We start from the raw sequence: 26,408 nt of genomic DNA, 5'->3' as shown, positions 1-26,408 counted from the left end.
CATAAAGATAGATACATAAATTGCAAAACCTTCTCGTAGACTTCAAATTATATTTAATTCACACTTAGAATCTGAAATATTGATATGGGTTTCTATATCACCTATACCATTATTAAAGAATGTCAGGGCAATGTTATAAATAAAGCAATCTCATCATTACAAATACAATAAGAAGCGCTTACATCATGGTTAAATATAATTTAAATAGACCTAAAGAAACACAAATAAGAGGCACTGCACAAGTGAATCATCACTTCGGGAAAGGCGGTACCTATCGAGCAATGAAAAGAAGCCGTGGACTTGCCATCGTTGAATTCTCAATTGTTGCTAGCTTTTTCTTCTTACTTATTTTTACAGTGATTGATTTAGGTATCTATGGCTACGTAAAGCTCACCATGCAACATTCTGTAAGGGAAGGGGCGAGGTATGCCGTGACAGGGCAATCCAATCTAGACCCTGATCTTCTAGGCAATCGAGAAGCGGCTATCTTGCAAAAAATATCCACATCATCCGATGGCCTCTTATCGAAAGTAATGAATGTGGATGATATTAGAGTCGAAGATACTTCTGGCAATGCAGTCACTGGGTTTGGAAGTTCCGGAGAGATTATTGCCATTCATTTGGATTGTGAGTGGCCTACAACCAGTCCCTATATCTATCCTTTCCTCGATGACGGGAAATACAAATTCACCGTTAGCGCCGCTATGAAAAATGAAGCATTTTAGGTGTATATATGATGACATTACCAAAGTATCCACAAAAACAAACTGGATTTGCATCTATTGAAATGACTCTAGTGACACCTGTGTTTATTTTATTAATTGCAGGGGCGGTCGAACTCACTCAAATAATCCAAGCCGATCACATTATCATCAGTATCAGCCGTGAAGGTGGCAACATCGTATCTAGAAGTAGTACCGAAACACCTCAAAAAATAATGGATACCATTGCCATCACCGCTGGTCCATTAGATTTAAGTAGTGATGGAGCAATTTATATAACATCAGTAACAGGCAAGCAGAATGAATTACCCTATGTCAGCAGTCAGTATAAATGGAATCAAGCTGGTTTTAATAAAAGTAGTGATATTTGGAGTAATTGCGGCGATTGGGAAGCGGATGGGGCTTGTGATATTTCTCAAGCCAATCCTCCTACGCTTAATAACTTTTCGTTAAATTTAGATGATGGAGAATCGGTTTATGTGGTGGAGGTTTTCTACAATTACACTCCCCTCTTTAATCTGGTATTAGATGCTAATTTCACACTTAGTGATGTCACTTATATGTAGGGCTTGGTGCGATGATTAACCGAAAAAAAACAACTAATAAGCGCTATAGCAAAGGACTTGTCGCTATTTTAACCGTCATTTCTTTACCTTTTATATTGCTTATCGTCGGTCTGGCGATCGATACAGGTAAAGCCTATGTGGTGAGATCAAAACTGCTCGCGGCTGTCGATGCTGCCAGTATTGCTGCAGCTAGGGCCGTCGCAAATGGGGAGCAAGCAGGAACAACCGCAGCAAACAAATATTTTACCGCTAACATGCCGCCCGACTTCTATGGTGCAACATCCCGATTTGATGGGGTAAGTTATGCCTATGACACTTTCGGTAATATATCCATTGATGTAGACGCGTCATCAGAGATCTCGAATGCTTTCTTATCTTTTATCGGATTTAATTCATTTAAACCAACGGCAGTGGCTCAGGTCATTCGTCGTCCTGTAGATTTAGTGCTTGTTATTGATAACACAACATCATTGAGGCTCGGCAGCATCGGAGATGTCACCCAAGATGTTGTCGACCGCTCCAAATCATTTGTGGAAAATTTTCATGAGTCTTTTGATCGAATTTCGCTGGTAAAATTTGCTTTTGGTGCTGAAGTCCCTGTTCCTTTTACTGCCGCTCGTGGTCATAACCGTACAAGCATACAAACCCAAATTGATGCGTTTAATTTCGGCAGTAGTTCTAATGCACAATACACCAACGCATCCGAGGGATTCTATGCAGCACTGAATGAACTACGTAATGTTTCCAATCCTGCAAACCTTAAAGTCATTGTCTTCTTCACCGATGGTGCGCCTAATACTTTTGCCTCGCAATTTTCTCTTACCGATGGAAATGACTACATAGGATCGATTCGCTCTAGTGATGGGTCGAGAGGGACTCCTAGGGGCTTGTGGAAACATGATTCGATTGCAACTAAGCTATCTGGAAATGGCTACGAAGGGAGTAATATTGATGATCACTTGGTTGAACTACCTGATTACTATACCGCCCATGATTCAACCGCAACTGAATTCAACATCCTAAACCCAGATCACCCAGTACGACCTGTAAGCCAATACAACCGCTATGCTCACTCTGCGAATAATCTGTATCAACGAGTAAATCGTGTTGCTAGGAATCTAGTTGAAGACATGGCAACCGCAGCTCGAAATGAAGACATTTATGTATTTACACTCGGTTTAGGGTCGTCACTCACATCATCATCAGGGCCAGATAGTGAATTCGGGGAAGATCTATTATTGCGAATGGCAAACTCCCCTGCACTTTTAAATGATCCGGACTTAAGTGGCGATTTTCACTCTGATCAGTTACAAGGTGTTTATTGTCATGCGGTCGATGAAGGAGCTCTAGGGCCATGCTTTGATGAAATGCTGGATGTGATTATTAGGCTAACTATGTAGGTCATCTGTTAATGATCCGGTGGGCGATATTAACCTACTGCCACATAACCAAAATAGCGGCAATAGCGATTAAAATCAGTGCGAGCATGTCTTTTCTGCGAATGCCCTCTTTCAGCCAGAAGAATGAAATAAGCATGGTGAAAAAGACTTCAACCTGCCCCAATGTTTTCACTAATGGAACCGTTTGAAGTGACATTGCGCTAAACCAGCCTAATGAGCCAACAAAGCTAGCAACACTGGTCATGATGACGAGTTTAGACTTAATGAACATTAAACTTAGGGTCCGTCTATCTTTTAACAACATATAAGCTAATAAGATAAGAGTTTGAAAGGAGATAACGAAGAATAGGACCCAAGCAGCACGATGAGGAAAAGGCAAATCAAGAGTGAGGCTTGCCTCTCTAATCCATAAAGAGGTCAACGCAAAAGAGGTACTGCATGCTAAGCCTATAAGTGCCGTTTTCAATGAAATAGTACGTATACCATTCGAGCAACTAAGCATAAACACGGCTATGCCCCCAACGATAACACCCGCCCAACCAAACATCGAAAGAGACGTCCCAAAAAATAATACGCCTAAAATTGCCGCAACTGGCGCTTCACTTTTTGCAAGACCAGCGCCAATGGCAAAATTCTTCTGTTTGAATAGAACCACCATTAGCGCAGTCGCTAAAATTTGCATCACTGATGCACCAAAGATAAATAGATACGAGCGGATATTAAGGTAGGGCAATGCAACTGGCTCAAACCAATATAGGCACACTAAATAAAAAGCGGCAAGCGGGCTTGCCCACAAGAATCGCGATAGCGTCACACCAATCACATTCATCTCTTTACTGAGCTGACTTTGAAAGGCATTGCGCCAAGACTGGCTAAATGCGGCTAATAACGTAAAAAATATCCAGGTCACGATAATCCTTAGTAAACACCATTCACCCTTAACTATGAATAGTGTCGATTTGAATCGAAAATTCCATAATAACTTAGTCTGTCGCTTGTGAAACCGGATGAAACTCTAAGCGTCCATCCACCACTAAGTAACAATCCATTCCTGCGGCATGCGCGGCCATTTTGCCAAGGTGAGTATCCTCAAAGACCGCGCACTGTGTCGATTCTAGCGCTAACTCTTTTGCCGCTTGCAAGAAAGTATCAGGCGCGGGCTTATGATTGTCGACATCAGTAGCGGAAACCATGGCGTCTAACCTATCTAACAGCTGTGCTTTTTTGAGTAAACGAGTCGCGCTTTCTCTTTGACTTCCCGTTCCTACCGCTAGCTTTTTCTTACCAAGATTGTCTAACAATATCTGGTATGTACATTCAATCACTTCACCATGATGCTCCAAGGCAGCAAAACTCTGCATTTTAAATTTAGAAACCTGCTTAGCATCTAAATTCAGACCATACTTTTGGTTCACTTGTCCGATAATTTTAAAGCTGGGCATTCCCCCTAGGCTATGCAACCAATCCGTATCAAATGGAAATTCAAACTGATTGGCTGTTTTCTCCCACGCATCAAGGTGCGCAGGCATAGTATCAATGAGTGTGCCATCCATATCAAAGATCAAACCTTGATAACTACTAAGATCAATACTCATATTTACACCTATTAAAAACAAAGTTGTACTACCTTAGCGAAGATTAAGTAGAATGTATGGGATTTTTACTAAGGCCCTCTCTATCTATGCTTCAAATATCTAACGCCGTCACAATTCAAAGCTGGGAAATCCAACTCACAGCGATACGAGCCCAAGGTGCTGGCGGACAAAATGTCAATAAAGTGTCGAGCGCCATCCATCTTAGGTTTGATATCCACCATTCAACGCTTCCTGATTTTTACAAACAGAGGTTGTTAGCTTTAAAAGATCAACGCATCACTAAAGAAGGTGTCATCATCATTAAAGCGCAGCAATATAGAACACAAGAACAAAATCGTGACGATGCCCTAGCTCGCTTAAAAGCATTAGTCATCTCTGCAACCACCGTTCAAAAAAACCGACGAGAAACCAAACCAACTCGATCTTCACAACGGAAGCGACTCGATAAAAAAGCACAAAAAGGCGCAACAAAAAAATTAAGAGGAAAGTTAATCTAGTTTTATTCTTATCTATCATACTGTTAGTTACAACTGTCATTATTGTGACGTTTGTTTGTCATAAATTTGTAACATTAATAATAATAAACTCAATTAATCTTACTATATGGTGAGACCTATGAGTGCGATGCATTAAATATGAATTTATAAGAGCAAGGAAGTATGATGAGCATAAAGCAAAAGCTATACCTGTTAGGTGTTATCGCTATTTTAGGCGTTCTTTCCTTACTTTTTGCAACCAACAGTTTCGTTCGGACTTCCAATGAGTTAACCCAAGCCGCTAAGCTTGTTGATAAGCTAGAAATTCGCTTACTCAACTTAAGGCGAAATGAAAAAGATTTTTTACTTCGACACGATCTCAAATACCTCGATAAGTTTTCAAAGAATATTAATATATTCCTGAGTTTGGAAGACGATCTCACCTCAATTTTAACTCAGCAAAACCTCCCTTCGAGTAGTCAATTACGCCAAGATATTCTCAAATACCAAGCAGGATTTGAAAAGTTAGTCCATGCACAAACAGTTCTTGGATTACAGGAAGATACGGGCCTACTTGGTCAATTTTCACAAGAACTAGAAAGCGTAGAGAGCCAAGCAACTGGAGATCAATTGCTAAATCTGATCCATTTTAATACTAAGGTACTGCACGGAGAGTTTGATGGCTCTTTCCTAGTTGGTATTAACTCAGCGCAACTACGTAAAAACGCACAACAATTAATCGCTCAAAAAATAGTGGTCGGCCTAAAATACAATACAGGTTTACTTGGAGACACTCGTGCACTCTCACATGCTGTTGAGGAGCAATTTAAAGCGTTTTCGAAAGCGTTAACGACTGAATCTAACTCTCAAACCAACTCTCTTAACATCATAAAAAATATCATTAGCGGTTCAGTCTTACTCATTATCATCCTATTTATCTGGCAAATATCTCGCTCGATTAATACCCAGGTTCAACGGTTACTATTGGTTATTCGACGTATATCTGAAACCAACGACATTGGAATGAGAGCCGATTTAAAAGGAAAAGATGAATTGGTTTCAGTCGGACTTCACTTCAATACCCTACTCGACAAGATCGAGGACCTGGTCTCTGGCTCTCAAGAAAAATCTCACCAATTGACCAGCAGCACGAATAACATGCAAGGCCAATTAGAAGAGGTCATTGAGCAATTCAATGTTCAAGCCGATCACACCACAACCATGGCAACGGCAGTACAAGAGATGGTCGCAACCATCAATGAGATTTCAGAAAGTACAACGATCGCCGTAGAAGGGGTACAACAGGCAGCAAGTAATGCCGAAAATGGACGTGTAGTGGTTGAATCAACCGTTACGAACATTGGGCAACTCTCTTCAACACTATCGAGCAGTCAACAATCCATCGGTTCACTCAATAGTCATGTCGATAAAATCGGTGGAGCGGTTCACATCATCCAAGAAATTGCAGAGCAAACTAACCTATTAGCCTTAAATGCCGCGATTGAAGCCGCACGAGCGGGCGAACAAGGGCGCGGCTTTGCCGTGGTCGCTGATGAAGTGCGAGCGTTGGCCAGCCGAACTCATCAATCAACGGAAGAGATAACCAATGTGGTCTCTGCTATTCAGAGTCAGATGTCGACAGTTGTTGCCGATATCGAACAATGCAATACCCAAGGGCACGAAACCCTCGCCGCGTCAGAGCAATTAGACAATAGTTTGCAACAAATCATCAATGATATGGGCTCGATACAAGCCAACTCTGAACGTATTGCCTCTGCGATTGAAGAGCAAGGGATTGTGATGAATCAAGTGAGCGAATCCATTACAGAGCTCAACACTATCTCAGATAACAACATGCACTCTGCCCAACAGTGTCTCACCGAGGTAAACACGGTGTCATCTCAAGCAACAGAGATGGATAATGCCGTCGCGGTCTTCAAAACACATAAGTGATCGAAGGCCTAATTATATTAATCAGCCAAAATTGAACTTTGCCCAACTCATTCAATATCATGTGACAGAATTATTTGGGTCAAAGCTGAGAATAGTCTAACTTTGATGTATGATGATTCAATAAGTTAGAAGCGTATTCACGCAACAATAAAGGCAAACACAATGATATCGAAATGGGCAAAACGTTTTTTTCAGATGGCTGAACTCGTTGGTTCATGGAGTAAAGATCCATCAACACAAGTGGGCGCTGTGATCACAAAACACAATCGTATCGTCTCTGTCGGCTTTAATGGATACCCTCATGGCATTTCAGACAGTGCTGAAACAGACGATCGTGAAATGAAATTGCTGAAAACACTACACGCAGAAGAGAATGCCATCCTTTTTGCTAAACGTGATTTAGACATGTGTGATATATGGGTAACGCACTTTCCATGCCCAAACTGCGCGGCGAAAATCATTCAAACAGGCATTACTGCAGTTTATTGTCCTGAGCAGTCAGAAGACTTTCTATCTCGCTGGGGTGATAAAATCAAGATTAGCCAAGATATGTTTCTGCAGTCCGGAGTGAAAGTTATTTGGCTACCCATCAGTGAACTGAGTGAAGAGTAACCGAACAATTTAAGCGGTGACCGCATACACTGAGATTTAACCCAATTTTTTAGAGCCTGCCTATTTGGCAGGCTTTATTTTTGTCTAATTACTTTCCAGTATTCATTCACCCTATGTATGACTGACCGCGCGACCTTTTAAGCATTTCAAAGATGAACTTCTTTATTGACGAATAATTTGCATCATTAACATTCAATCACTCACACTCAATAACCCATTAGAAAACTGCGATGTTACAACCAAGGATTGAACCAGAGTCACACATTGGACAGCATAACGTTTATTGACTTTCTTATAAATGAGACTACTCATCAGTAACACACCAAAACAGTGTGCTACTTCACCTTATTACTATTTTATAAAAAAAAAGAGCACCAATAATTGAGTGACTATAAGCATTACTCTATTCTGTGGGATTAGAGAATTAATACATTGATAGATTATATGCTTATTCGTTTACTGACTGCTCGCACTCTTTCGATGATGATGTTTGTCGCGTTTTCTCTCGGCAGTGTGTTTTCTTCATCCGCGATGATTCTTGATGAGTACCAATACGAAAATTGGACAAGTCGAGATGGATTACCCCATAACAGTATCAACGCAATCACTCAGACTGATGATGGCTATTTATGGTTTGCCACATGGGAAGGCATCGCTCGATTTAACGGACAAGAGTTCAAACATTTCACCCGCGGTTCTGAAAGTGGATTAGTCGATTCTGGCGTACGAGCATTATATTCAGATACGTCTGGAGGATTATTGGCAGGAGGCGCTCGTGGAGGGCTCGTCTATCGAGAGGCTTATCACTGGTCTTCACTACCAACTATTAAAAATCTAATCAACGCCGTCATTAAACAACCCGACGGTGGAATATGGATTGGTCTTAGTTCTGAAGGACTTATTTTCAGATCAGAGGCTAATGCTGATAATCAACTCATCCTCCCTAACCTCACCGTTTACCAACTGTCCTTTCGTAAAAATGGGGATCTGCTAGCCTCAACAAGTCGCGGGTTGTATATCATCTCTGGCAAGGCAGTCGAAAATGTCAGTGAGTCTAGTGGGCTCGGCAATACCACCGTTTACTCCGCCGTTGAAGATGATCAAGGTGCTATTATCTTGGGCGGAAAAAATGGCGCATGGCAATATAAAGATGGCCACCTTTCCCGAATACATGAAGCATTGAATCGTTCGATCGTAACTAAAGTCATGATCGACGAGCAAAAAGAGCTGTGGTTTGGTACTCGCAGCCAGGGCGTTTTTCACTACTTCAACCAGCAAATATCATCTTTTTCTGAACAACAAGGTTTATCCCATAACCATGTTCTTTCACTTTATCAGGATCGTGAGAAGTCCATTTGGATTGGGACAAACGGTGGGTTAACTCGTTTACGGAAAGCTCCATTCAACACTTGGGATCAGTCCAAGGGGTTATCTGGCAATTACGTTCGTACCGTACTCGCAAACGGTTCTGGTAAAATCATTGCGGGAACGAGCAATGGCCTCAGCGTGATTGAAGGTGACAAAGTTACCAAATACAGTCCTAATTCAAGCAGCCAAACTGCTCAAAAACAACTATCAGTACTGAGCCTAGCGTCAAGATCAGCAGGTGGAGCTTGGGTAGGGACTTACTCAAAAGGTCTATATCTCTTTGATCAAGGAATATTACAACCTCACTTCTTACCTTCTTTACCGACGAAACAGATCCGTTCCGTTCTGGAAACTTCAGAAGACGAACTATGGGTAGGAACTACAGCAGGGCTAGTTAAATACTCCCCTGATGGAAGCTATAAACTATTTACTACTCAAGATGGTCTACCTGACAACTATATCATGGCATTATCCACCGATACTCTTGGTCGAGTATGGGTTGGTACTGGGGTTGGAGTCGCCATTATCGAGAATAACATCGTCGCTACTTTAGACCTCGACCCTCTTGATAAAGCCCAATACGTTTTCGGTTTCTATGCAGAAGAAAACCAAATGTGGATGACAACAGATCGTGGTTTAATTCGCTATCGATTCTCTGATAAAGATTTAAGCTTAGTCGGTAAAAGACATGGACTGCCCATCGATAAACTCTTCCAAGTTCTCGCTGACTCCAACGATTATTTTTGGTTAACGTCAAATCGAGGAATTTGGCGAATATCCCAACATGATGCCAACGCAATCGCGGATGGAACGGCTGAGACACTGACATTTGAGCATTACAACGAACTAGATGGTATGGCAAGTGCGCAGCTCAATGGTGGCTCAAACCCAGCAGCTACGATCGACTCTTCTGGTCAACTTTGGTTTGCTTCTGCGCTTGGCGTGACAGTGACTCACCCACAACGATTCAAGCAGTTAGTTACGCCTACGTTTCCAACGGTTATCGAAAGCGTCATCAGTGATCAACATGAACTTGATCTATCAGATGAAAAAGCCTCTATCTTGCCAGCAGGCACACAGAGAGTCGTCTTTAACTTTGTTGGACTAGGTTTTCAATCATCTCAGCATATTCGCTACAAAACAAAACTCGAAGGGCTCGATTCTGATTGGATAGAACGTGGCTCCCAAGGAATATCTGAGTATACAAACTTAGCTCCGGGCGAGTACAGGTTTGTTGTCAACGCCTACTATTCCTACCACCAAAGTATGCTAAACGAAGCCAGTTATTCATTTACTATCCTGCCTCACTGGTGGCAAAGAGCGAGTATTCAATTATCTATTTTTGCCGGGTTTATTCTTATGATTGCTCTCTCATTCCAATGGCGTGTTAGCCTATTACAGAAATCTGAAATGAGACTCACCTATGAAATAGAGCAAAAAACAAAAGCGCTACAAGTGCAAGCGACTGCATTTAAGAAACAGGCAGAAGAGGATCAACTAACGACCTTACCTAATCGCCGTGCATTTGATGACTGGATTCGAAATACAATCGACCCAAGTGGTATCGAATCACCTAGCACCAAAGCTAATAACATCAAAACTAATAGCATCGAAAAGAACTTCTCTATCGTGATGCTCGATATCGATCACTTTAAAAGGATTAATGACAACTTCGGCCACATCATAGGCGATGAAGTGTTAAGAAAAATTGGTCAATCTCTCAAACCATATATACAGGAAGATTGTTTCATTGCTCGTTGGGGCGGCGAAGAGTTTGTCATTGGCACGATTGGTTGGAAACCTTCAGAGGTTTACGATTTTTGCCAACAACTCAACCAGTTAATTAAGCATTTAGACTACTCAACAGTAGCAGATAAACTATCTACGACCATCAGTATTGGCATTGTAAACGCCTCGACCAGTCACGATTTTGAAGATTTACTACGTATCGCAGACGACGCTCTGTTTCAGGTAAAACACTCAGGTCGCGACGGGATATACGTGTGTGAAGAACCACAAGAGCAAATCACCAGTCATGTTTAAAATTCATTAAAAAGGGATCCTAGACAAGGATCCCTTTGATGCAGGTCGATACTATCATCATTGATATTATCGGCTGTTTTTTGGCTTCGATTGTTATCTTAAGCCTCTATTAAGGTCTTAAGCTTCTACACCTTTCAACATATCTAGAGCCACAGCTTCTGCAATCTTAATACCGTCAATGCCAGCGGATAAAATACCACCAGCGTAACCAGCACCTTCACCACCAGGATAAAGACCTTGAGTATTAATACTTTGGAAATCTTTGCCTCGTTTGATCTGCACTGGAGATGAAGTACGTGTTTCTACTCCAGTCAGCATTGCATCTTTACTGTCGAAGCCACGAATTTTCTTAGCGAATGCAGGCAATGCTTCACGAATAGCTTCAATTGCAAAATCTGGTAATGAATCCGTTAGATCGGTCATTTTCACGTTTGGCTTGTAAGATGGCTCCACCGCTTCAAAAGGTTTACCTTTACCCGCTGCTAAGAAATCACCAACCATTTGTGCAGGTGCATCGTAGTTACTGCCACCCATGATGTAAGCGTTTCGCTCAAGTTTACGCTGTAGTGCTACGCCTTGTAGTGGATCGTTATCAAAATCTTCAGGAGAAATACCCACCACAATCGCACTGTTCGCATTACGTTCACTACGTGAATATTGGCTCATGCCATTAGTTACAACCGCATGCTCTTCAGAGGTCGCAGCAACAACTACACCGCCCGGACACATACAGAAGCTATATACTGAACGACCATTTTTACAGTGGTGAACAAGTTTATAGTCTGCCGCGCCTAACAATGGGTGACCTGCGTTTTTACCAAAGCGAGCTTGGTCGATCATCTCTTGCTTATGTTCAATACGGAAACCGATCGAGAAAGATTGCGCTTCTAAGTGAACTTCTTTGTCGTGCAGCATTTGGAAAGTATCACGAGCACTGTGCCCGATGGCAGCCACGACATGGTTACTGCTTATCACTTCGCCACCGTTTAAAGTCACGCCTGTTACTTTTCTTGCATCGCCCGAACCTTCGATGTTGATCTCTTCCACACGAGTTTCAAAACGGATTTCACCACCAAGTTCGATGATTTTACGGCGCATTTTCTCAACCATAGTCACTAACTTGTAAGTACCAATATGTGGTTTGCTTACATAGATAATTTCAGAAGGCGCACCCGCAAGTACAAACTCTTGCTTCACTTTTAAGCCTAAAAAGCCTGGATCTTTCACTTGGCTGTATAACTTACCGTCAGAGAATGTACCCGCACCGCCTTCACCAAACTGAACGTTAGACTCTGTATTCAGTTTGCTAGTACGCCAAAAACGGAATGTATCTTTTGCGCGTTCATGTACTGATTTTCCGCGTTCTAATACAATCGGTTTGAAACCCATTTGCGCTAAAATTAGTGCCACAAATAATCCACATGGTCCCATACCAATCACGATTGGACGCTCAGTCAAGTTCGCTGGTGCATTCGCAACGTATTTGTATTCTGTATCTGGAGAGACACGTACATTTGGATCTTCAGCAAACCCTTCTAACAGTTTGTCTTCATCCACATTTTGCAAAGTAACATCTAGCGTGTAGATCAGCGTAATTTGGTTCTTTTTTCGTGCATCATAACCACGTTTGAATACATGGATATCAACCAGTTGTTGTTCAGTTAAAGATAATGCTTTTAATACATAATCTTGTAGTGCATTTTCACTGTGATCCAGCGGTAATTTTACTTGGTTGAGACGAATCATAATTCACCTGATAATTGGACGAAAAAATAAGCGCGTAGTTTACGTGATCTATCTCAAAAATGTAATAACATTGTCACGTTAAAACTAATGGGATGACTGCTTAAGGTTTTCCGTATATTTATCTCTAATTACCCATCGAAAAGATCGACCAGATTAGTCATTTATCCCCCGCACTCTCCGTACCAAGTTCATATCCATATCAAAAATTATCCAACGAGTAATAGCCATTCCACAACCGATCACCAGTTCCCTTCTCGATGACCTCGTACACATAGCTTCGACTGCTCTCATTCAAAATATTGACCACCTTGAAACCATCGATGGTGTTATTCACTTTCAACGCTGGGGGAATCGCACAATCAAGCGTCTTTTTATGTATATCGAGAGCCGACTTCATTGGGAGTTCAGTTACGCTGACAATCAGACTCGTCGCATTATCTTGGCTATTTGAATTGAGCGCTTCTTGGCATAAGGTTTGAGCCGTTTTTTCTGGGTTGTGATCTCCTTTTTCAAGCCGTGCTGCTATTTGATCTTGAGGTAGGTAGCCATGCACACCATCAGTAGTCAGAAGGAAAAGATCACCGGCCTCTAAGCTGAGGGATTGGTAATCCACGGCAAGCCTATTATCGATGCCCAACGCACGCGTTAGATACCCCGAAGTTCCTAAGCTCATACGTTGGTGATCACCAGTTAATAGCGTGAGTCTCCTCCCCTGAACCTATAAATTCGGCTATCCCCGACATGGAATATATGCGCGGTATTCGACTTGAACACAATAGAACTGAACGTTGTCACCAATCCGTTATGTGGTAAGTTCGAGTTTGGTTCACCGTTCTGCGTGCTTTGGCTGGTTCTACTCAATTTGTTTGATTGAATAAGTCGGCTATGATCATGGTTATGGTGCTCACTTTCTATTACGCCTTGGTGACATCCCGCATTAACGGCTTGATCAACCAATACGTCCATTAACGGTTGGCATTGATGAACGGCGACTAGAATAATAGCAAGCACCATAACCATACGGGCCAATTGAGCGAAAAGAGCCTGTGACGTTAAGCTCTTCTTTATAAAGTGTTGTGTTAACAAGGGGCTGCCCAATCTTTGCTAAAAATAGAGCGCGCAGTCTAAAGAGGATAGGAATAGGGTACTAATGATATATTTAGGATAATACTATGCATCAAGCGCATAGTTTAAAATGGCATTATTGCTTATCCTACTTAAGCCCGAAATCAGCAGACGCAGCATTAAGCGCAGCTAATCTTTCGGTCACATTATTACTTCTCTTTTGGATTAAAAAGTGACATGATAACCCCAAAATTGAACGATCGTTCATATTTGAACTGTAAAGAATTAAGTGATGTGTTATGAACAATAAAATTAAACTAGACATTATCTCTGACGTGGTTTGCCCTTGGTGTATCATTGGCTACAACAACCTACAAGCGGCTATCCAAGAGTTAAATATTGCGGATAAAGTCGATATTGAATGGCTTCCCTTTGAACTCAATCCTGATATGCCCGAAGAAGGTGAAAACTTGCGCGATCACGTAAAAAGAAAATACGGATCGAGCCCAGAAGAGAGCACTCAAGCGCGCACTCGTATTGCACAGGCGGGAGCAGAACACGGTTTCGAATTTAATTATTTTGATGACATGAAAATGGTCAATACATTAGAAGCCCATGTATTACTCGACTATGCAAAAACCAAAGGCAAACAAACGGAACTCAAACTGCGACTATTTCATGCGTTTTTCAGTGAACAAAAAGACGTATCTGATCACTCAGTCTTAAGAGCAGAGTTGATTGCTGTCGGTTTAGATGCTGAAGAGGGAATGACTTGGCTAACTAAACCAGAGCTTGAAGAAGAAATACGCACGCAAGAAGCAATTTGGCAACAAAATGGTGTATCTGGCGTTCCTACGGTTGTTTTTAATCGTGAGTCGGCCGTCACAGGTGCACACCCAGTTGAGAACTACAAACAATTCTTAAGTGAATTAGTCAATCAACTTGATTAACAATTAGCGCGAGCTTACTGGTTTGCGCAAATCAGCAAGCATCAACGAATCCATGAGGCAGCACCATGAGTAGAAAAGCACAATTTGATCGTGACGATGTAATCACAAAGGCAAAAGATCTCTATTGGGCAAAAGGGTATCACGGCACATCCATGCGCACGCTTCAAGAAGCACTCGACATGCGCTCTGGCAGTATTTACGCCGCATTCGGAAGTAAAGATAACCTCTTCATTGAGGCGATCCAACGCTATGCGCAAGATGATGGTAAAACACTCGCAGAAAGTATGGCGAACAGCGATTCTCAAATTGATGGCTTGAAAACGTTTATCCGCAAAATTATTCTTAGCAACCGCGATTCCGCACCAAGTGGGATGTGTATGTTAGTAAAGTCCGTGTCAGAATTGACTGAAGCGGATAACCCAGAACTATTCGCGGTGGTAACTGAATTACTCGGTCGTATTCAAACAACCTTGGTAGAAAGTATGAAAACGGCTATCCACAATGGCGAAATCCATTCGGATAAAGATCCTGTTGAACTTGCTTGTTATATTCAGGTACAAATTATCGGCCTAAGAACCTTTGCTCGTGCGACCAATGAGTTCGACGTTGTTGAACGGTTCATTGATGACATTTTTGTCAGTGGTCCTTTTAAATAAAGCCGATTTTACTTACATAATATTAGCCTGGCCTTCATGTTGGGCTCGATTGTTTTTATCGTTGATTTATCTTACTAAAACGCAATAAAAAAACGGAACACAGTCTACCTGCATTCCGTCTTATCATTATTCCAATGAACCCATCAACTAAAACCAAACGCCATATCAACGCCTAGTGATTTACCCTACGAAAAGTCAACAAGCCCTAGTGTTATTACCTTATTTAGTCCAAGTAAATTGCTCAAACATTGGGTCTACCGGTGTTTTCGCTACGTGGTTCACGTAATTGCTGATCACTTTTTGAGATAAACCAAGGATCACTTCAAGCACTTGTTGCTGACCGTAACCAGCAGCAAAGAATGCGTTCATCTCTTCATCCGAGACATTACCGCGCTCACGAACTACAGACAGTGTAAAATCATGCAGCGCTTGCAGTTTTTCAGTTGGCATTGCTTCTTGATTACGTAGCGCTTCTGTCAATGCCGGATCAACTTTCATTGAGTGTGCGATAGCAGTATGCGCCGGAACACAAAACTTACATTCATGTTCTACATTGATGGTTTGCCACACAACCGTTAACTCTTCTGCATCAAATGAAGTGTTAGTGAACTGCTGATGAAGTTGCTGGTATGCCTTCAGAGTCTCCGGGGATTCAGCCATCACTGCGTATAAACCGGGAATTGAGCCCATTTGCTTAACCGCACCTTCTAACATTGATTTACTTTTTTCTGGTGCTGTTTCGACTGTGTGAAATTTAAAATCGCTCATTATTATAACTCCGAAGATTAACTATTTAAAAAGTAAGGCTCATCTCCATTAGAGAAGAACTCTGCTGAGGAGCACTGCGCCCTCGTTGATGGAATGAACTATAAACAATAAAGAACGATCGTTCAATAACTTATTTGAACACTCGTTCAATATTGATACGTACAAAAACTATCCATTTGATTTTAATGAATATTATTTTTCATGTTTTATACTGTTAATCTTTACCAAAACACTATTTCCACTCAATTTATGAACAACCGTTCTAAAATGAGTTAGCTTAGCGTTCCTCCCCTACTTTGATCCTGCAACTCACGATACAGACAGAAAATGCCGCCAATTACTGTGGTGTTTCCAGATGAAGCAAAGCTTATTTCGACGAGGAAATTGCGGGGATATGCACTAATGGAGCGTTTCTTTAGAAGTTTGAAGACAAAATGGCTTTATGAAGCTCAACAAGAAATTACTCGCTCCGTAATTCAGTATTACTGTCAGGTCAGGCCCCATCAATATAATGGAGGGCTGACACCCAACGAGTCAGAACGATTGCTCTGGTTAAACTCTAAGCACGTGGCCAATTTCAGTTGATCACTACAATTCAAACTGACCTACGCGGAGACAAAAGGTAAGAAAAATCGAAGTGTGCCTATTTCCTCTGCTTTACATCAAGAGGTTTTAGACATTACTGTAAGTGGTCCTGAAACATTTAATACAAGCGGTTCACCTTAACCCTCTTGAAAATTAGTGGCGACAAAGTGGCGGCACTTGCCATTTTCAGTCAGTTTTCCTCGGTTAAAACGCAAAAAAGGCGACAGTTTTACCTGTCGCCTTTTACTATTTAAAGTTGGAAATCATCTATTCCCAATCAAGGATAACTTTTCCTGAAAGCCCGCTACGCATAGCGTCAAAGCCTTTTTGGAAGTCATCAACTTTGAAGTGGTGCGTGATGATTGGTGTTAAGTCTAGGCCAGATTGAATCAAAGAAGCCATTTTGTACCACGTTTCGAACATTTCACGACCGTAAATGCCTTTGATCACCAAGCCTTTGAAAATCACTTGGTTCCAATCGATGCACATATCTGATGGTGGAATACCTAGCAACGCAATCTTACCGCCGTGATTCATGTTCGTCAGCATGCTGTTAAATGCAGATGGGTTACCTGACATTTCCATACCAACATCAAAACCTTCCGTCATGCCTAGATCAGCCATCACATCTTCAAGTTTTTCGTTCATAACGTTTACTGCGCGAGTGACACCCATTTTTTGAGCCAACTCTAAGCGGTATTCGTTCACATCTGTGATCACCACATGACGAGCACCTGCGTGTTTCGCAACCGCTGCTGCCATAATACCAATTGGGCCAGCACCGGTGATCAGCACATCTTCACCAACCAAATCGAATGACAATGCAGTGTGTACTGCGTTACCAAACGGGTCAAAAATAGACGCTAGATCATCTGAAATTTCAGCCGGGATCTTAAATGCATTGAATGCAGGGATCACAAGGAATTCAGAGAACGCACCAGTACGGTTCACACCAACACCCGTAGTATTACGACAAAGGTGAGTACGACCGCCACGGCAGTTACGACAGTGACCACATGTAATATGACCTTCGCCAGATACACGATCACCAATTTCGAAACCGCGAACTTCTTGGCCAATGCCGACCACTTCACCTACGTATTCATGACCCACAACCATAGGTACAGGAATCGTCTTCTGTGACCATTCATCCCAGTTGTAAATATGTACGTCTGTACCACAAATTGCCGTTTTCTTAATACGGATAAGAATATCATTATGACCCATTTCAGGTTTCTCAACCTCGGTCATCCAAATGCCTTCTTCAGGCTTTAGTTTTGATAGTGCTTTAATTTTCATAATTATTCCTCTCGCCTGATTAAGCGATGATCTCCATGTCTTTACCTACTTGGATAAAGGCATCAATGGCACGATCTAACTGTTCACGAGTATGAGCAGCCGACATTTGTGTACGAATACGAGCTTGGCCTTTTGGCACAACAGGGAAAGAGAACGCGACAACGTAGATATCTTTTTCTAACGCACGCTCTGCGAATTCAGCTGCTAATTTTGCGTCGCCTAACATGATTGGAATGATAGCGTGATCAGCACCGCCCATAGTGAAACCAGCTGCTTCCATACGAGTACGGAAGTGTGCAGAATTTTCCCACAGTTGAGTGCGTAGGTCGCCAGATTCAGCAAGCAGATCAAGCACACGAATTGAAGCAGAAACAATTGCAGGAGCAACAGAGTTTGAGAATAGGTACGGACGAGAACGCTGACGTAACCAGTCGATCACCTCTTTCTTACCTGATGTGTAACCGCCTGATGCGCCACCCATTGCTTTTCCTAGCGTACCAGTAATGATATCGATACGGTCGATAACGTCGTGGTGTTCGTGAGTACCCGCGCCATTTTCGCCCATGAAGCCAACTGCGTGAGAGTCATCAACCATCACAAGTGCTTCGTATTTATCCGCTAGGTCACAGATAGCTGGAAGGTTCGCAACCACACCGTCCATAGAGAACACACCATCAGTTACGATAAGTGTATGGCGAGCACCCGCTTCTTTTGCTGCAATTAATTGCGCTTCAAGTTCTTCCATGTTGTTGTTCGCGTAACGGAAACGCATCGCTTTACAAAGACGAACGCCATCAATGATAGAAGCGTGGTTTAGTGCATCTGAGATGATTGCATCTTCTTTACCTAAAATAGTCTCAAATAGACCCGCGTTAGCATCAAAACAAGATGTGTATAGGATCGTGTCTTCTTTGCCTAGGAAAGTAGACAGTTTTTCTTCTAGCACTTTATGTGAGTCTTGAGTACCACAGATAAAGCGAACAGAAGCCATACCGAAACCGTGCTCATCCATGCCGCCTTTTGCTGCTTCGATGAGGGTTGGGTGATTAGCTAAACCAAGGTAGTTATTAGCACAAAAGTTCAGTACTTCTTGGCCTGTTGAGATAGAAACTGACGCTTTTTGTGCTGAAGTGATGATACGTTCTGATTTGTATAAACCATCATTTTTCACTTCTTCAATTTGATTTTGAATCTGTTGGTAAAATGCTGAAGACATTATCCAATTCCTTCCTAGTTATTATGAATAGTAACTTTAGAGTCACTTTTTCGTAGGGGGACAAAAATCATTCGCTATATGGCTTTCATTTACTAAAAAACCATAGTGTGAGCTGAATCACTTTTGCTCTAAAACCGTTGTCATCATTGTAGTTCATCCATTTGATTTCGATTATCCCTCAAGGTGGAAAAACATTAGTGAATTCAAGGCACAAATATAACGGTCATTCCCTCTTACCATTACTGACGTATTTTATTGTGAACTATAGAGAAGATAATGTCCGGCTAGACCCAATAAAAAAGCGACCTAATTTAAAAACTAGATCGCTTACATCCATAATCACTAGAAAAGAGGTCAAAATCTAAACTGCGATACTGGCAATAGAGTAAAGATTAGAAATTAAATCGATCTAATCCCTTCGCTAGCATTTGATCAGCTATGTATCTATGCGCTGCCGTAGTTGGGTGCGTAACCCCCCAAAATACATATTTATCAGAACCATTTGCCGCACAATCATTCGTTAGGCTATGACTCAGTAAATAATCAATAGAAGAGCTTCGATTAATATTCAAACAGGCGTCACTAGCATTTGCAAAGCCATGCTGAGTCGGATTACCCGTCAACTCTTCAAACAGTGTGTATGTATCATACAGCGTCACATTATACCCTTGCAGAATATAGTAAGCCGCTTGCTCTTGAATGAAACTATTAAAAGCGATTATTTTTGCACGAACTTTAGTAATCTCTTCTGTCGTTGAATACTTAAATTGCGGTGCTTTTGTTGCATCAGGCAGAGTCATCAATAGAATATTTTTTGCCCCAGCATCGGTCAAGCGAACAAGTGCGCTGCTATAATCCGCTTTTACGTCTCCAACCTCACGGTTGTAATTCATAAAGTCATTGAGGCCAAACTCTAAAGTAAATAGAGTATTTTCTGGGTTATAGTTCTTTGCCATCTTCATATAAGTAAGATATGACGTCACTTGATCATAAACACCAGTCAAAGCAACATACTGATTGGTCCCTGCAGCACCACCGACCGCCCAATTGTAGAGGGGCAAGTTTTTTGCGTTCGCAATGTATTCCGTCCATACAAAACCATTAGAGAAATGGCCTAAGAACCACGAGTTCGGATTGGGGAAACGCCACTGGGCAGCATTAAAGATATTACCGGTATCAGAGAGACTATCTCCAAAAGCGACCATGCGATTAATCTGATTTGGTTGCATCACCGCATCATTGGTCCATATCGAATGGTTATATGAAAAACGATTATCTGCCGCAAAATAGGTCATATCGACATTTTCTCTATCCATGCCTAATGTTTCGCTACAGCTTTGCTTAATTAGTTCTTGAGGTGTATCGGTATAAAAAAGGTTTTTAAAAGAGGTCGACGACCACCAATATCCATCAACTTTTAGGTAGTTACCTTCGGAATTCTTCGCCCACTCCCAATCAGAAGCAGAGTCGTCATGTGAATTACTAGTGCGGTACCAACAACGCACATAGGTATAGGTTTCTTTACCTTGAACGCCACTGACTTGTGCCGCAGTAATCGATTCAGGAACAACGACGGTTTCTGCTGCCGCCGTAACAGTAAAAGGCAATATTGCGCTAAGTAGAATAGTCAATTTTTTCATCGTATCTTTCTTCTTATGATTAAATGACAAACCAAATATAAGACAACCTTATATTTGTAACGATTCAATTTTGAGCAATTACTCTAGTGAGTCAATACAAAACGTATGCAATTGATCTGGTTCTGGTATCAAGATCAATTTATCAATCATAACCTGTACTCTTGGCATTTATAAAACAAACAAGAACACCTACACTCAAGAGCAAAAATGTCGACACCATATATAAGCACATGCTTTATAAGTAATTTATTAACTACTTCATTATTCCGTTCTACGTTAACTTAATTCGTTTAAGCCGTGAATCTTTACACGAATCATGATTTAAAATTCATCAATTTATATTTTAGAAACCCTCTAACATGCCAATAATATAATAAAGCCACAATCACTATCCGTAATCGTGGCTCTACATAATACTTCTTGCTAACCATAAGCTGTACTAGGTTGTAATGGGTTCTCTCTCTACGTTATCTTCACTGTGTTCTGCTAGCCAATATAGCCAGATCATCACTAAGCAGAGGAAGAAGCAGACCCCAAACAGCCAGTTTGAACTGAGTGATTCAATCACCACCCCACCGACAAGAGGTGCAATGGCAAAGCCAAGGGAATACAAGGCGGCAGCTCCAAAGTAGGAACCCCTTAAATGTGCAGGAGCCAAACGGTCGATCTGAACATTTAGCGTCGGGAATGCAATCACCTCCCCCATGCTCAACACAAAACAGGCAATTCCCCATCCAATTGGCCAATCCGCAGGTGTCATTAGAAAGCCGATTTGAGCTGCAGCCATCAGAGCCATACCTATTCGAGTTCGAACAAACAGTGGAATGTGTTCTAACCATTTCAACATCGGGAATTGGAAAATAATAATCGTAAGCGTATTAACGAGTACTAAGCCTGCAATGATTTGCGCAGCATCCGATGTCGATGCTCGTACAATAACCTGAGGAATTGATGATTCAACTTGAGCATAAACGAACATCATGATGAAGTTCGCAACCATCAATTTAACGAAAATATTGTCTTTGCGGATCACCTTGAGCGTTGCGGAGAAATTGGGCAACATCGATGAATCAGGCTTGGTATGCACTCCTCGCCTCTCTATTCCAAACAAAAGCCAAAATCCGTACACAACGTAAGTCGCCCCAGCAATAAAGAATAAATTTTGCGGCTGGCTCAGCCCAATGGTAATACCGATCAGCGGCCCAATCGCACCACCCAGATTTAACAAAAAATACCGAACGTTCAACGCCAACTCTCGGTCTTTTACATTATCTAAATTATCACCGATGACGGCTTTGGCTGGCGCTTCAATCATTGGGCGCATCAGTCCCGTAATGATGATCAATACATAAAATTGCCAAACCTCACTGGCCAAGCCAATTCCGCTATAAGCGACGGCTGCGATCCAACTTCCGCACACCATGACCCACTTCCGACCAAACTTGTCAGAAATATAGCCTGAATAAAGCCCTGTCACCGCCCCTACAACGGCAGATGATGCCAACATTCCACCCACTTCAACTGCGGTTGCCCCATAATCTTTATACAAGAAGACAATCAAAAATGGCCATGCCATAAAAAAGCTAGTGCGTGCGATTAATGTCCCGACCAATACCGTCCACACTGAAAAATTAAACCTTTGTACTCTTTCAAGCTGAAATAAACTGTCCTCACTTTTGCTCATAGAATCTCCCTTTAACGACCTAACCATTCCGCATTGTGCAACATGCATCACATTTGCATGCTATTTAGCCAGTATAGAAAAGTAACGTTAAAAATAAAGGATAAATTTACTCATGCTATCAAAACAGTATTAATCATTAATATCATAAATAAAGCCCTTGTTTTTATTTCATTTATTTAATAGCGATTACCATCAGTTCGATACTTTATCTGGTACTTATGCATGAAAAAATTATCAATTTTGCCAAACTAATTTACAGCACGGCATCAAGCATGCGTTATTATCAATTTATTTAAAACTCGACAGCTGACCACGCTTTATCCTAGCGAGAAGAATTAAATGCCTGTATTTTGTTATACATAGAACCGCAAGTAGCAATACACTTATGTTTTCACATGAAAGTGATATGCGTAAACCACTGAATTCACCAACCAAAATGATAAATTATGATTAACCCCAAACTGATTTCTTTATTACCCGATCTTGCTTCATTTATATTGGTAGTGAATGAAGGTAGTTTTACTGCCGCGGCCAAAAAACTCGGAGCAACCCCTTCAGCTCTTAGTAAGCTGATTACACGCTTAGAAAATGCGTTATCCGTTAAATTATTTGAGCGCACCACTCGAAAGTTGATCATTACGCAAGCAGGGCAGAAGGTGTATGACCAAAGTGTATTGATGGTTAATGCCGCTCAGCAAGCGGTTGAACTTTCAACGGAAGATCATGCTGAGCCCGCAGGTTCACTCACGGTTGCAGCCCCGGAAGCCTTTCTCAATTCAGTTCTCCAACCTTTCGTTGTACCTTTTCTCAAACAGTACCCGGAAATCCAACTCAAGCTACGAGCCGCTGATGGCAACATTGATCTGTTTAAGCACAATGTCGATGTAGCGTTCAAATTGACAGATAAACCTGATGAAAATTTGGTATTAAAAGAGATCGGAAAGACGAATCTAGTGCTCTGTGCCAGCCCGGATTACTTATCTCAAAAAGGGATTCCGGATCACCCAACAGAACTTGCAACTCATGACTGCCTGTATCTTGCTGAAACCGATAAAGATCATATTTGGGACTTTTTAAAAGATGATGAATTCCACACAGTATCAGTCACTGGCCGTTACGCGGTGAATCACTCTCAAATGCGCTTAAATGGTGTCAAGAATGGTTTAGGGATCGGTATTTTTCATGATTTTGTCATTAAAGATGCGATTTCTGAAGGGAGCGTAGTTCAGGTTCTTGATGACTGGACGATTAAGAGTAACTACCACGGTGCGATCGCAATGCAATATGCTCAAACTAAATATATGCCTGCTCGTTTGCGAGTCTTCATTGACTACGCAATCAATAACTTAACTCACAAGCTTTACATCGACCAACAGTAATCTCTCGTTCAGATTATGATAAAAACCTGAGTTCACGTTGCAGCGGTAAACTCAGGTTTGATGCCTTAGATTTAATCGAATCCGCTAGTTAAGTGCCGACTTTAACTGGCTTACACGCTGAAAGATAAGCCAGTCAATAATGAGCACAACAGCAATCGTTCCGCCCGCCATTGGCATTACCAACCCCAAAATAATGATGGTCACAATACCTGCCTTCCATAAGCCATCACTCTCAAAACGAGGTGGCGCACCGATTCTCATTTGTCCTGTCGGTCGACGGATCCACCACATGACACCACCCGTAACAGCAATGACAATAAAAGCTAAGCAGAAAACCACATTCAAAATTTTATTCAATATACTGATGTCACCTTGATGAAGTGCAATACCTGCCGCCATTAATTTCGCGACTACGCTATAATCATCCCAAGTCACATCCGCTAAGATTTTTCCTGAATATTGATCGATATGAGTCGTTCTATCGAGCCTTGGATCAGTAACATCTCCGCTCATGGTGTTTGCTGTTAAGGTGTAAACTCCGGTTTCTGAGCGCGGGAAATTCAATTTAAACTGCGTAAAACCTAACGCTTTGGCTTGGCTCAACAGTTGATCGATATTCACTGCTTGTAATTCCGCATGCGAGCCCAATTCATTACTGTCATTCTGGGCTAACATCGCACTGTGATCGTGAGATTCAGGCAACAATGTCTGTTCCAAATTCCATGGCACCTCCTCTTCACTACCATGATTCATGGAAGCATGAGTTAACGTTGACAGTGGTACATCATCCCACTTCTGTGCAGGAAAACTGCTCCATGGCTGAACAAATTTACTTCCCCACACGCCCGCCCAAGCTAATCCCGAAATTAGAAAAAGCAACATCACAATGGACAAGACACCACCAAGGTTCGCATGAAGATCACGCATAAAGATACGAGTACCACTTGCCCACCTTAAGGTCAGAAATCCGGCTTTGCTCGCGGCATCTCGTGGTAACCAAAGATAAATACCACTGACAAGTAGAACCACACTCAAACTCGCAGCAATTTCGATCAAGTAATCTCCCCAATCTCCTATTAATAAGGTGCCATGAATATCATTGGCAAGCTGATACCAGCTATCACTTCGATCTATACTTCCTAAAAGTTGCCCATTGAATGGATCAACCGTAATAAATCGTGTCTCTCCTGAATCAAATTTAATAGAGAAACGGTTAGCGAGATCAGGCGTTGGGGCGGGAATAAATTGCGTGACGACGGCCTCTGGATAGGCCGAAACCACCTTGTCTAACTGGGTCGATACCTTCAATCTTGTCTCTTGCGGTGTCACTTCAAGTTGTGTTTGATAACGATTAAATTCTATTTCATCATCAAAAAGCATGACTAAGCCAGTCAGGCTCAAAATCAACATAAATGGGATCACAAAAAGGCCAGCGTAAAAATGCCAACGCCAAGTTAAAAAGTAACGGGATTTTGAATCATTTTTCGCACGTGATGCATCCATGGGCGCAGCCGAAGCTTTATCGCTTTGCATTGTTTTTCCTTTCTTCCAAGCAAAGAAACCCGTCCACATCAATGGCGAGTTCATTCCTTGCTTACTTTGACTTTACTTCATACCAATTCAAACATAAGGCTTGATTGGTTCATTATTTTTATAGTGTTCAACAAATTTTCTAAGAAAGTATCGTCGGAGGGGCGCGAGGAACTTGCCATTGATAACGAACACTTAGAGCCAAAAAAGTGTATCGACTTTCAATAGCGAAACTCAATCGTTGGAGTAAAGGTGTGGTTGAAAGATCAATTTGATGGAAAGGGGAAAAATGACTAAATGGGCATGGTTTGCCGTTGTGAGTGTCCGCGGTTCCCTCTTCAATTTGTACTAACTCAAAACCATTGAGTGTACACAATGTTGCCCACACGCCAGCACTATTACCGTGAGCATTGATAACAGGCATCAGCGCAACTAAAACCCAACTCAGGGCAGTCGCTAGCAACATTGATCGATTAAAGATGGATAAGCGTTTCATTGGTTCACTCTATAGTTTCAGAGCAAGAGTATACAATCAAACAAAACTTATCAAAAAATCATAACACTATTTTAACCCAGTTCACGAAGTTGTATCTTTGTGAACCACATACAAAAACACTCTGCTGTAGAAGCAGAGTGCTTTAAATAGGCAAAGGCTTAGGATATCCAGAGGTGAGTAAAGCGGTACATTGCTTACTTGCTTGCTCAATTACCCCTAGCTCAATTTAACCAAACAATCGACTCCAAATGCTTGGGTTTCGCTTATCATGATATTCAATTCTTAACTCGTCAATCTGGCGTAGCGTTTTTTTAGCTTCTTCAAACTGACCTTGCTCGACTTGTAACTCCACATCACTCACCACGGAAGACAGTTTATTGAAGCCACTCATATAGAGCGCCTCTTTCTCTTTTGGATAACTGCCATTTTGGGAGATTTGAACCAACTCATCTAACCTTGCAAGGGGCGCTTTCATCTCTTCAATGCTTTCCGCTTCTGCTGCTTGATTAAACGCTAGACGCATCTTTTTCATTGTGGCGGTGAGGTCGATACCTTCTGCCGCAACATTTCCCGCAAACAATAAGCAAGCCAATAGCAAAGACAATTGCTTCATTTTTATCTCCGATTCATTAATAGACAGTTTCAAATTCATTTCTGTG

At 41.7% G+C, this 26,408-nt stretch carries 23 protein-coding genes and 1 pseudogene; 11 read left to right on the top strand and 13 right to left on the bottom strand.

Annotated elements, in window-relative coordinates:
• Positions 1 to 281 precede the first annotated feature (281 nt).
• From FCV43_RS10670 to FCV43_RS10660, 3 genes are read left to right on the top strand one after another with little or no spacing between them, the layout of a single operon-like run.
• A complete protein-coding gene (locus FCV43_RS10670; RefSeq protein WP_040887258.1) occupies positions 282 to 725 on the top strand; it encodes a TadE/TadG family type IV pilus assembly protein in 444 nt (147 codons plus the stop codon).
• Positions 726 to 733: 8 nt separating this feature from the next.
• Positions 734 to 1,288 (top strand): TadE/TadG family type IV pilus assembly protein, encoded by a 555-nt coding sequence (locus FCV43_RS10665; protein ID WP_136995149.1) that lies wholly within the window; start codon positions 734 to 736, stop codon positions 1,286 to 1,288.
• 14 nt (positions 1,289 to 1,302) lie between these two features.
• On the top strand, positions 1,303 to 2,688 hold the full coding sequence (locus tag FCV43_RS10660; protein ID WP_431188291.1) for a vWA domain-containing protein: 1,386 nt from the start codon (positions 1,303 to 1,305) through the stop codon (positions 2,686 to 2,688).
• Positions 2,689 to 2,722: 34 nt separating this feature from the next.
• Here the strand turns inward: FCV43_RS10660 and FCV43_RS10655 are convergent, their stop codons facing one another.
• Positions 2,723 to 3,598 carry a DMT family transporter gene (locus tag FCV43_RS10655; protein WP_136995147.1) on the bottom strand — a complete coding sequence of 292 codons (876 nt, stop codon included), beginning with the start codon at positions 3,596 to 3,598 and terminating at the stop codon, positions 2,723 to 2,725.
• 73 nt (positions 3,599 to 3,671) lie between these two features.
• Positions 3,672 to 4,283, bottom strand: a complete 612-nt coding sequence (locus tag FCV43_RS10650; protein ID WP_136995146.1) for a beta-phosphoglucomutase family hydrolase — start codon at positions 4,281 to 4,283, stop codon at positions 3,672 to 3,674.
• 86 nt (positions 4,284 to 4,369) lie between these two features.
• On the opposite strand from FCV43_RS10650, the gene arfB reads away from it, so the two are divergent.
• From arfB to FCV43_RS10630, 4 genes are all read left to right on the top strand, one after another.
• Positions 4,370 to 4,780 (top strand): alternative ribosome rescue aminoacyl-tRNA hydrolase ArfB, encoded by a 411-nt coding sequence (arfB, locus tag FCV43_RS10645; RefSeq protein WP_017053467.1) that lies wholly within the window; start codon positions 4,370 to 4,372, stop codon positions 4,778 to 4,780.
• 165 nt (positions 4,781 to 4,945) lie between these two features.
• Positions 4,946 to 6,712 (top strand): methyl-accepting chemotaxis protein, encoded by a 1,767-nt coding sequence (locus tag FCV43_RS10640; RefSeq protein ID WP_136995145.1) that lies wholly within the window; start codon positions 4,946 to 4,948, stop codon positions 6,710 to 6,712.
• A gap of 162 nt (positions 6,713 to 6,874) precedes the next feature.
• On the top strand, positions 6,875 to 7,324 hold the full coding sequence (locus FCV43_RS10635) for a dCMP deaminase family protein (protein ID WP_017053469.1): 450 nt from the start codon (positions 6,875 to 6,877) through the stop codon (positions 7,322 to 7,324).
• Between the two features lie 444 nt (positions 7,325 to 7,768).
• Positions 7,769 to 10,735, top strand: a complete 2,967-nt coding sequence (locus FCV43_RS10630; RefSeq protein ID WP_136995144.1) for a ligand-binding sensor domain-containing protein — start codon at positions 7,769 to 7,771, stop codon at positions 10,733 to 10,735.
• Between the two features lie 117 nt (positions 10,736 to 10,852).
• On the opposite strand, the gene FCV43_RS10625 is transcribed toward FCV43_RS10630, so the two are convergent.
• The 3 genes from FCV43_RS10625 to FCV43_RS10615 all read right to left on the bottom strand — a co-directional run bounded on the left by FCV43_RS10625 (position 10,853) and on the right by FCV43_RS10615 (position 13,567).
• On the bottom strand, positions 10,853 to 12,481 hold the full coding sequence (locus FCV43_RS10625; RefSeq protein ID WP_136995143.1) for an NAD(P)/FAD-dependent oxidoreductase: 1,629 nt from the start codon (positions 12,479 to 12,481) through the stop codon (positions 10,853 to 10,855).
• A 199-nt stretch (positions 12,482 to 12,680) separates the two neighbouring features.
• Entirely contained in the window at positions 12,681 to 13,154 is a 474-nt protein-coding gene (locus tag FCV43_RS10620; protein ID WP_136995142.1) for a PP2C family protein-serine/threonine phosphatase, read from the bottom strand.
• A gap of 17 nt (positions 13,155 to 13,171) precedes the next feature.
• Positions 13,172 to 13,567 carry a hypothetical protein gene (locus FCV43_RS10615; RefSeq protein WP_113798292.1) on the bottom strand — a complete coding sequence of 132 codons (396 nt, stop codon included), beginning with the start codon at positions 13,565 to 13,567 and terminating at the stop codon, positions 13,172 to 13,174.
• Positions 13,568 to 13,845: 278 nt separating this feature from the next.
• On the opposite strand from FCV43_RS10615, the gene FCV43_RS10610 reads away from it, so the two are divergent.
• Positions 13,846 to 14,496: a DsbA family oxidoreductase gene (locus tag FCV43_RS10610; RefSeq protein ID WP_136995141.1), complete on the top strand. Its 651-nt coding sequence runs from the start codon at positions 13,846 to 13,848 to the stop codon at positions 14,494 to 14,496.
• Positions 14,497 to 14,561: 65 nt separating this feature from the next.
• The gene (locus FCV43_RS10605) at positions 14,562 to 15,152 is read left to right on the top strand and encodes a TetR/AcrR family transcriptional regulator (RefSeq protein ID WP_113798296.1); all 591 of its coding nucleotides are present in this window, start codon (positions 14,562 to 14,564) and stop codon (positions 15,150 to 15,152) included.
• Between the two features lie 219 nt (positions 15,153 to 15,371).
• On the opposite strand, the gene FCV43_RS10600 is transcribed toward FCV43_RS10605, so the two are convergent.
• Positions 15,372 to 15,920 (bottom strand): carboxymuconolactone decarboxylase family protein, encoded by a 549-nt coding sequence (locus FCV43_RS10600; RefSeq protein ID WP_136995140.1) that lies wholly within the window; start codon positions 15,918 to 15,920, stop codon positions 15,372 to 15,374.
• Positions 15,921 to 16,218: 298 nt separating this feature from the next.
• Between FCV43_RS10600 and FCV43_RS10595 the strand changes: the two are divergent.
• Positions 16,219 to 16,505 (top strand): annotated as a pseudogene (locus tag FCV43_RS10595) (integrase core domain-containing protein); the annotation flags it as partial.
• Positions 16,506 to 16,772: 267 nt separating this feature from the next.
• Here the strand turns inward: FCV43_RS10595 and tdh are convergent.
• The 4 genes from tdh to FCV43_RS10570 all read right to left on the bottom strand — a co-directional run bounded on the left by tdh (position 16,773) and on the right by FCV43_RS10570 (position 22,344).
• The gene (gene tdh / locus FCV43_RS10585) at positions 16,773 to 17,804 is read right to left on the bottom strand and encodes an L-threonine 3-dehydrogenase (RefSeq protein WP_136995139.1); all 1,032 of its coding nucleotides are present in this window, start codon (positions 17,802 to 17,804) and stop codon (positions 16,773 to 16,775) included.
• Between the two features lie 19 nt (positions 17,805 to 17,823).
• Complete coding sequence (locus FCV43_RS10580) at positions 17,824 to 19,020, bottom strand: glycine C-acetyltransferase (protein WP_017052921.1); 1,197 nt, start codon at positions 19,018 to 19,020, stop codon at positions 17,824 to 17,826.
• A gap of 392 nt (positions 19,021 to 19,412) precedes the next feature.
• Complete coding sequence (locus FCV43_RS10575; RefSeq protein ID WP_136995138.1) at positions 19,413 to 20,660, bottom strand: SGNH/GDSL hydrolase family protein; 1,248 nt, start codon at positions 20,658 to 20,660, stop codon at positions 19,413 to 19,415.
• Positions 20,661 to 21,099: 439 nt separating this feature from the next.
• Positions 21,100 to 22,344, bottom strand: a complete 1,245-nt coding sequence (locus FCV43_RS10570; RefSeq protein ID WP_136995137.1) for an MDR family MFS transporter — start codon at positions 22,342 to 22,344, stop codon at positions 21,100 to 21,102.
• Positions 22,345 to 22,790: 446 nt separating this feature from the next.
• On the opposite strand from FCV43_RS10570, the gene FCV43_RS10565 reads away from it, so the two are divergent.
• Positions 22,791 to 23,723 (top strand): LysR family transcriptional regulator, encoded by a 933-nt coding sequence (locus tag FCV43_RS10565; RefSeq protein WP_136995136.1) that lies wholly within the window; start codon positions 22,791 to 22,793, stop codon positions 23,721 to 23,723.
• A gap of 84 nt (positions 23,724 to 23,807) precedes the next feature.
• On the opposite strand, the gene FCV43_RS10560 is transcribed toward FCV43_RS10565, so the two are convergent.
• From FCV43_RS10560 to FCV43_RS10550, 3 genes are all read right to left on the bottom strand, one after another.
• Positions 23,808 to 25,256, bottom strand: a complete 1,449-nt coding sequence (locus tag FCV43_RS10560; RefSeq protein ID WP_136995180.1) for a PepSY-associated TM helix domain-containing protein — start codon at positions 25,254 to 25,256, stop codon at positions 23,808 to 23,810.
• Positions 25,257 to 25,395: 139 nt separating this feature from the next.
• Entirely contained in the window at positions 25,396 to 25,749 is a 354-nt protein-coding gene (locus FCV43_RS10555) for a hypothetical protein (protein ID WP_017052926.1), read from the bottom strand.
• Positions 25,750 to 25,975: 226 nt separating this feature from the next.
• Entirely contained in the window at positions 25,976 to 26,362 is a 387-nt protein-coding gene (locus FCV43_RS10550; protein ID WP_136995135.1) for a cytochrome b562, read from the bottom strand.
• Between the last annotated feature and the right edge of the window lie 46 nt (positions 26,363 to 26,408).

The sequence above is a fragment of the Vibrio genomosp. F6 genome (assembly GCF_005146325.1).
Classification (GTDB): domain Bacteria; phylum Pseudomonadota; class Gammaproteobacteria; order Enterobacterales; family Vibrionaceae; genus Vibrio; species Vibrio cortegadensis.
Note: the sequence above shows the minus strand (reverse complement) of the source record. Positions and strands in the feature narration are given on the sequence as shown.

Excerpts from the sequence above, each read along its gene's own strand:
- FCV43_RS10555 (WP_017052926.1), bottom strand. The coding sequence starts at position 25,749 with ATGAAACGCTTATCCATCTTTAATCGATCAATGTTGCTAGCGACTGCC.
- FCV43_RS10605 (WP_113798296.1), top strand. The coding sequence starts at position 14,562 with ATGAGTAGAAAAGCACAATTTGATCGTGACGATGTAATCACAAAGGCA.
- arfB (WP_017053467.1), top strand. The coding sequence starts at position 4,370 with ATGCTTCAAATATCTAACGCCGTCACAATTCAAAGCTGGGAAATCCAA.
- FCV43_RS10620 (WP_136995142.1), bottom strand. The coding sequence starts at position 13,154 with ATGAGCTTAGGAACTTCGGGGTATCTAACGCGTGCGTTGGGCATCGAT.
- FCV43_RS10640 (WP_136995145.1), top strand. The coding sequence starts at position 4,946 with ATGAGCATAAAGCAAAAGCTATACCTGTTAGGTGTTATCGCTATTTTA.
- FCV43_RS10635 (WP_017053469.1), top strand. The coding sequence starts at position 6,875 with ATGATATCGAAATGGGCAAAACGTTTTTTTCAGATGGCTGAACTCGTT.
- FCV43_RS10570 (WP_136995137.1), bottom strand. The coding sequence starts at position 22,344 with ATGAGCAAAAGTGAGGACAGTTTATTTCAGCTTGAAAGAGTACAAAGG.
- tdh (WP_136995139.1), bottom strand. The coding sequence starts at position 17,804 with ATGAAAATTAAAGCACTATCAAAACTAAAGCCTGAAGAAGGCATTTGG.
- FCV43_RS10625 (WP_136995143.1), bottom strand. The coding sequence starts at position 12,481 with ATGATTCGTCTCAACCAAGTAAAATTACCGCTGGATCACAGTGAAAAT.
- FCV43_RS10610 (WP_136995141.1), top strand. The coding sequence starts at position 13,846 with ATGAACAATAAAATTAAACTAGACATTATCTCTGACGTGGTTTGCCCT.
- FCV43_RS10560 (WP_136995180.1), bottom strand. The coding sequence starts at position 25,256 with ATGCAAAGCGATAAAGCTTCGGCTGCGCCCATGGATGCATCACGTGCG.
- FCV43_RS10580 (WP_017052921.1), bottom strand. The coding sequence starts at position 19,020 with ATGTCTTCAGCATTTTACCAACAGATTCAAAATCAAATTGAAGAAGTG.
- FCV43_RS10575 (WP_136995138.1), bottom strand. The coding sequence starts at position 20,660 with ATGAAAAAATTGACTATTCTACTTAGCGCAATATTGCCTTTTACTGTT.
- FCV43_RS10670 (WP_040887258.1), top strand. The coding sequence starts at position 282 with ATGAAAAGAAGCCGTGGACTTGCCATCGTTGAATTCTCAATTGTTGCT.
- FCV43_RS10630 (WP_136995144.1), top strand. The coding sequence starts at position 7,769 with ATGCTTATTCGTTTACTGACTGCTCGCACTCTTTCGATGATGATGTTT.
- FCV43_RS10550 (WP_136995135.1), bottom strand. The coding sequence starts at position 26,362 with ATGAAGCAATTGTCTTTGCTATTGGCTTGCTTATTGTTTGCGGGAAAT.
- FCV43_RS10600 (WP_136995140.1), bottom strand. The coding sequence starts at position 15,920 with ATGAGCGATTTTAAATTTCACACAGTCGAAACAGCACCAGAAAAAAGT.
- FCV43_RS10565 (WP_136995136.1), top strand. The coding sequence starts at position 22,791 with ATGATTAACCCCAAACTGATTTCTTTATTACCCGATCTTGCTTCATTT.
- FCV43_RS10650 (WP_136995146.1), bottom strand. The coding sequence starts at position 4,283 with ATGAGTATTGATCTTAGTAGTTATCAAGGTTTGATCTTTGATATGGAT.
- FCV43_RS10665 (WP_136995149.1), top strand. The coding sequence starts at position 734 with ATGATGACATTACCAAAGTATCCACAAAAACAAACTGGATTTGCATCT.